The sequence below is a fragment of the Streptomyces boluensis genome (assembly GCF_009908195.1).
GTDB lineage: Bacteria > Actinomycetota > Actinomycetes > Streptomycetales > Streptomycetaceae > Streptomyces > Streptomyces boluensis.
Genome location: NZ_JAAAHS010000489.1, coordinates 1 through 4,954, shown reverse-complemented (window position 1 = coordinate 4,954; position 4,954 = coordinate 1). Strand labels below are relative to the sequence as shown.

Sequence of the window (4,954 nt, the reverse complement as noted above, 5' to 3'; positions counted from 1 at the left end):
CCACAGGGAGCGCTCGGCGCGCATGTTCTCCAGGACCAGGTGGGTGGGGTTCCGGTCCTGCCCGTCGGCGGGCTTGTCGAAGGGGCCCGGCGCGGGCGGCCCGGCTGCGGCTGTCATCCGTCGAGCTCCTTGAGGCGGCTGCTGAGTACGTCGACGATCTCGTCCAGGTGGGGTGCCTGGGTGAGCTGCGGGTGCAGGCAGTCGACGGGGTGGTCGTCCAGGGTGCCACGGACGTACGGGTGCCAGGCGGCGGAGGTCAGCCAGTCCTCGGCGCGCGGCGCGGCGGCCGTGAAGAACAACAGGTCGCCGTCGAAGGGCCGGTGGCGGTGGCCGCGCATCAGGTGGGCGTTGTTGACGACGATGTCGACGACGGCGGCCAGGGTGGTGTCGCTGAGCCCGGCCAGGGCGCTGCCCTCGCGGTGCAGGGTGGCGAGCACGTCCTCGCGGGTCAGCTCGTCGGTGCGTTCGTACCCGGCCATGCGGAGCAGCGCGGTGAGCGCGTCGGCCTCGGCGGGAACGGCCTGGTCCTGCCACTGGTCGGAGGGGTAGGCGTCGAGCAGGGCGAGGAGTTCGACCCGCTCACCGGCCTCCTGGAGGAGTACGGCGACGGTGTGCGCGACGACGCCGCCGACGGACCAGCCGAGCAGCCGGTAGGGGCCGTGCGGCTGTACGGCGCGGAGTTCCTCGACGTACGCGGCGGCCATCTCCTCCATGGTGGCGGGCAGTTCACCCTCGCCGAGGAGGCCGCGGGCCTGGAGCCCGTACACCGGCTGGTCCGGGTCGAGCCGGGAGAGGAGCCCGGAGTAGCACCAGCTGATGCCGCCCGCCGGGTGGAAGACGAACAGCGGGGTGCGGCGGCCGGTGGCGCGCAGCGGCAGCAGGGTTCTGAGCACCGCGTCGTTGCCGAGCCCGGAGTCGAGCCGCCCGGCGAGCGCGGCCGGGGTGGGGGCCTGGAAGAGGGCGCCGATGGCGAGTTCGGTGCCGAGGGTGTCGCGGACGCGGCGCACCAGGCGGGCGGCGAGCAGGGAGGTGCCGCCGAGCTCGAAGAAGCTGTCCTCGACGCCCACTTGGTCCCGGCCGAGCACTTCGGCGAACAGCCTGGTCAGGGTCTCCTCGCGCGGGTCGCGGGGTGCGCGCCCGGCCCCGGTCGCGGCCTGTGCGGGTGCGGGCAGGGCCTTGCGGTCCAGCTTGCCGTTGGGGCTGAGCGGGAAGTCGTCGAGGACGAGCAGGGCGCCGGGGACCATGTAGTCGGGCAGGGTGCGGGCGAGCCGGTCGCGTACGGCCGTCACGTCCAGGTCGGCGGGGCCGGTGACGTAGCCGACGAGGCGCTGGTCGCCGGGCCGGTCCTCGCGGACCAGGACGCAGGCGCCGGTGATGCCCTCGCAGGCGGCCAACTCGGTCTCGATCTCGCCGAGTTCGATACGCAGGCCGCGCAGCTTGACCTGGTGGTCGGTGCGGCCGAGGTACTCGATCTCGCCGTGTTCGGTCCAGCGGGCCAGATCGCCGGTGCGGTACATGCGGCTGCCGGCCGGTCCGTACGGGTCGGCGACGAAGCGGGACGCGGTGAGCGCCGGGCGGCCCAGGTACTCGGTGGCCAACTGGACGCCCGCCAGGTGGAGTTCGCCGGGCACGCCGGGCGGGCACGGCTGCAGGGCCGCGTCCAGGACGTAACTGCGGGTGTTCCACACCGGCTTGCCGATCGGTACGGGCCCGGTGACGGAGGGGCGGGTGTCGCAGGGGTGGTAGGTGACGTCGACGGCGGCCTCGGTGGGGCCGTACAGGTTGTGCAGCTCGACCTCGGGCAGGGTGCGGCCGAACTCCTGGACCGTCTCGCGGGGCAGGGCCTCGCCGCTGCAGAACACGCGCCGCAGCCCGGTGCAGTCGGCGGCGCCCGGCTCGGCGAGGAAGACCTGCAGCATCGACGGCACGAAGTGGCAGGTGGTGACGGACTGTTCGGCGATGGTGCGGGCCAGGTAGGCGGGGTCCTTGTGGCCACCGGGCTCCGCCATCACGATCGTCGCGCCGACGCGCAGGGCCCAGAAGAACTCCCACACGGACACGTCGAAGCCGGACGGCGTCTTCTGCAGCACCCGGTCGCCGGGGCCGAGCGGGTACTCGGCCTGCATCCAGCGCAGCCGGTTGTCGATGGCCCCGTGCGGCACGACGACTCCCTTGGGGCGGCCGGTGGAGCCGGAGGTGTAGATGACGTACGCGGGGTGCTGCGGGGTCAGCGGCCGGCCCGGGTTGACGCCCAACTGTTCGCTGGTGTCGAGGTGTTCGAGGACCACGGCGGGTACGTCGACCCCGGCGGGGACGCGTGCGGCAGTGTCGGCGACGACCACGGCGGGCTGTGCGTCCTCGACCATGTAGGCGAGCCGCTCGGCCGGATAGTCCGGGTCGAGCGGCAGATAAGCGCCGCCCGCCTTGGCCACGGCGAGCAGCGTGACGACCAGGTCGAGGGAGCGCGGCACGGCGACAGCGGCCAGCGCGCCCGGCCGCACCCCGAGCGAGGCGAGATGCCACGCCAGCCGGTTGGCGCGGGCGTTCAGTTCGGCGTACGTGAGGGTGGTGCCGCCGAAGACCAGGGCGGGCGCGTCCGGGGTGCGCACGGCCTGCGCCTCGATGGGGCCGATCAGGGTGGTCGGCGGCACGTCCCGCGCGGTGGCGTTGAACTCGTCGAGTACCAGGGCGCGTTCGGTACCCGTGCAGATCCCGTGCCGGGCCAGCGGGGCATGCGGGTCGGCGGCGGCGATCCGTTGCAGCAGCTCCAGGAAACGGCGCTGGTGGACGCCGAGTCCGTCCTCCTCGTACAGGGCGGGGTTGCCGTCGTAGTCGATGCGCAGGCCGCTGCCGTCGGCGCGGTCGTAGACGTTGACGGTGAGGTCGTCGACCGGTCCCGCGGACAGGTTGTGGGCGTCGGTGGGGGCGCCGCCGAAGGTGAGCCCGTAGTCGAACGGCATGACGTTGACGAGCGGACCGACCAGGGCGCGGCCCTCGCCGAGCAGGCCGAGGTCGCGGCGGATGTCCTCGTACCGGTACCGCTGGTGCTTGCGGGCGGCGCGGATGCCGAGGACGACCTGCCGGGTCAGCTCGGCGAAGGTGGCCTGCGGGGCGACGGTGAGGCGCAGCGGCAGCACGTTCATGACCATGCCGGGGATGCGAAGGGCGGCGGAGCCCATGCGGCCCATCATCGGCAGGCCGAGGACGACCTCGTCGGCGTGCGTGGCGCGCGACAGGTACAGGGCCTGCGCGGCGATCAGCACCTCGGGCCAGGTGGCGCGCATCGACGCGGCCAACTCCTTGACCTGGCCCGTGAGTTCGGTGCCGATGTGTGCGGTGCGGCGGCGGAAGGTGCGGGACGGCAGCGCGGTGCGCCCGGCGAGGTTCACGGCCTCGGGGCGGTCGGCGAAGGCGGCGCCCCAGTGTGCGCGGTCGGCGGCGTACGCGTCCGAGGTGCGGTACGCGGTGTCCTCGGCGACGAGGTCGGTGAGCCGCCCGAAGGGGCTGGGGCCCGGCTCGGCACCGGCGGCGAGCGCGGTGTACACCTCGGCGGTGCGGCGGGCGAGCAGCGAGTAGCCGAAGCCGTCCATGACGGCGTGGTGGACGCGCTGGAACCAGAGCCAGCGCTCGTCGGCGACGCGGTACAGGGCGTGCTGGAACAGCGGCCCGGCGGCCAGGTCGAAGGGGACCGCGAGGTCGGCGTCCATCCGGGCGCGGGCAGCGGCGTCCGGGTCGTCGAGGCCGCGCAGGTCGTGCGCCTTGAACGGGAAGCGCACCGCGTCCCCTGCGGCCGGGGCGTCCAACTCGCCGAGCACCAGCGGGAGTTGGCGGGGCCCGTCGGCGGTCTCCACCAGGCGGACCCGCAGCGCGTCGGCCTCCCCGGCGACGCGGTGCAGGGCCCCGGCGAAGAGGCGTGGCTCGACCGGGCCGTGGATCTCGACGCACTCGGCGGTGTTCTGCGCGGGGCTCGCCGGGTCGAGGGCCTGCGCGTACCACATGCCCGACTGGGCGGCGGTGAGCGGGAGTTGACGCTCGGCACCCGAAGAGGCGTCCGTGGCGGGTTCGAGGAGCGCGGTCATGCCGCCGCTCCGAGCAGCGGCGCCCAGGCCTCGACGGCGGGCTGTTCGGCGAGGTCGACGAAGGTGGCCTCGACGCCGTGGTCGCGGCGCCAGCGCTCCAGGAGGGCCATGATGCGGACGGAGTCGAGGCCGTAGTCGACGAGGTTCTCGTCGACGGGGATGTCCTCGACGTCCTCCCCGAGCACGTCCGCGACGTCCGCGCGTATCCGCTCGACGGTGAGTGTGGTCGCTGCCATGGCGCTCAGGCCCCCTGGGTGGTCGGGAAGGTCGCGCCGGTCGTGGTGACGACGGCGCACTTGGCGGCCGCCCAGCGCAGGGCGAGCTCGTGGTCGGCGCGGGAGAAGTCGGCGACGGCGTCAGCGACGAGGAACGCCTGGATGTCCCGCATCCAGGCGTCGCAGGCGGACATCATGACGCCGATGTGCGCGTACACGCCGACGATGACCAGCTGGTCGCGGCCCTGTTCGCGCATCATGTCCGCGAGGTCGGTGCGGACGAACGCGCTGTACTTCCACTTGGTGAGCACGGTGTCGCCGTCCTCGGGCGCGACGGCCGGCGCGATGGCCTTCGCGGACTCGTCGTCGGGCAGACCCGGACCCCAGAAGTCCTGCTGAAGCCCGCGCTCGTCCGGGGACTGCCCGCCGGGCTGCGCCGAGTACACGACCGGCACCCCGAGGCTCCGCGCCTCCTTCGTCAACTGCCCGACATTGGCGAGCAGTTCGGTGACCGGCGACTTGTCCTGCTCGAAGGCGCGCAGGAAGTAGTTCTGCAGATCGTGCACGAGCAGCACGGCCCGGCCGGGGTCGACGGTCCACTGCACGCGGTTCGCGGGCAGCTCGTCGGGGGTGGGCATGGGGTAGGGCGCGATGGCGGGG

The 4,954-nt window shown here is 73.6% G+C and carries 3 protein-coding genes; all 3 read right to left on the bottom strand.

Translation table 11 applies throughout. The features are described 5' to 3' along the window. Window positions 1–113: 113 nt before the first annotated feature. Window positions 114–4,079, bottom strand: a complete 3,966-nt coding sequence (locus GUY60_RS34370; RefSeq protein ID WP_161705094.1) for a non-ribosomal peptide synthetase — start codon at window positions 4,077–4,079, stop codon at window positions 114–116. Beyond that, window positions 4,076–4,315, bottom strand: a complete 240-nt coding sequence (locus GUY60_RS34365) for a phosphopantetheine-binding protein (protein WP_161705092.1) — start codon at window positions 4,313–4,315, stop codon at window positions 4,076–4,078. Before GUY60_RS34365 ends, GUY60_RS34370 begins: the two co-directional genes overlap by 4 nt. 5 nt (window positions 4,316–4,320) lie before the next feature. Then, on the bottom strand, window positions 4,321–4,954 hold a 634-nt coding region (locus GUY60_RS34360; RefSeq protein ID WP_188133193.1), incomplete at its 5' end, for an isochorismatase family protein.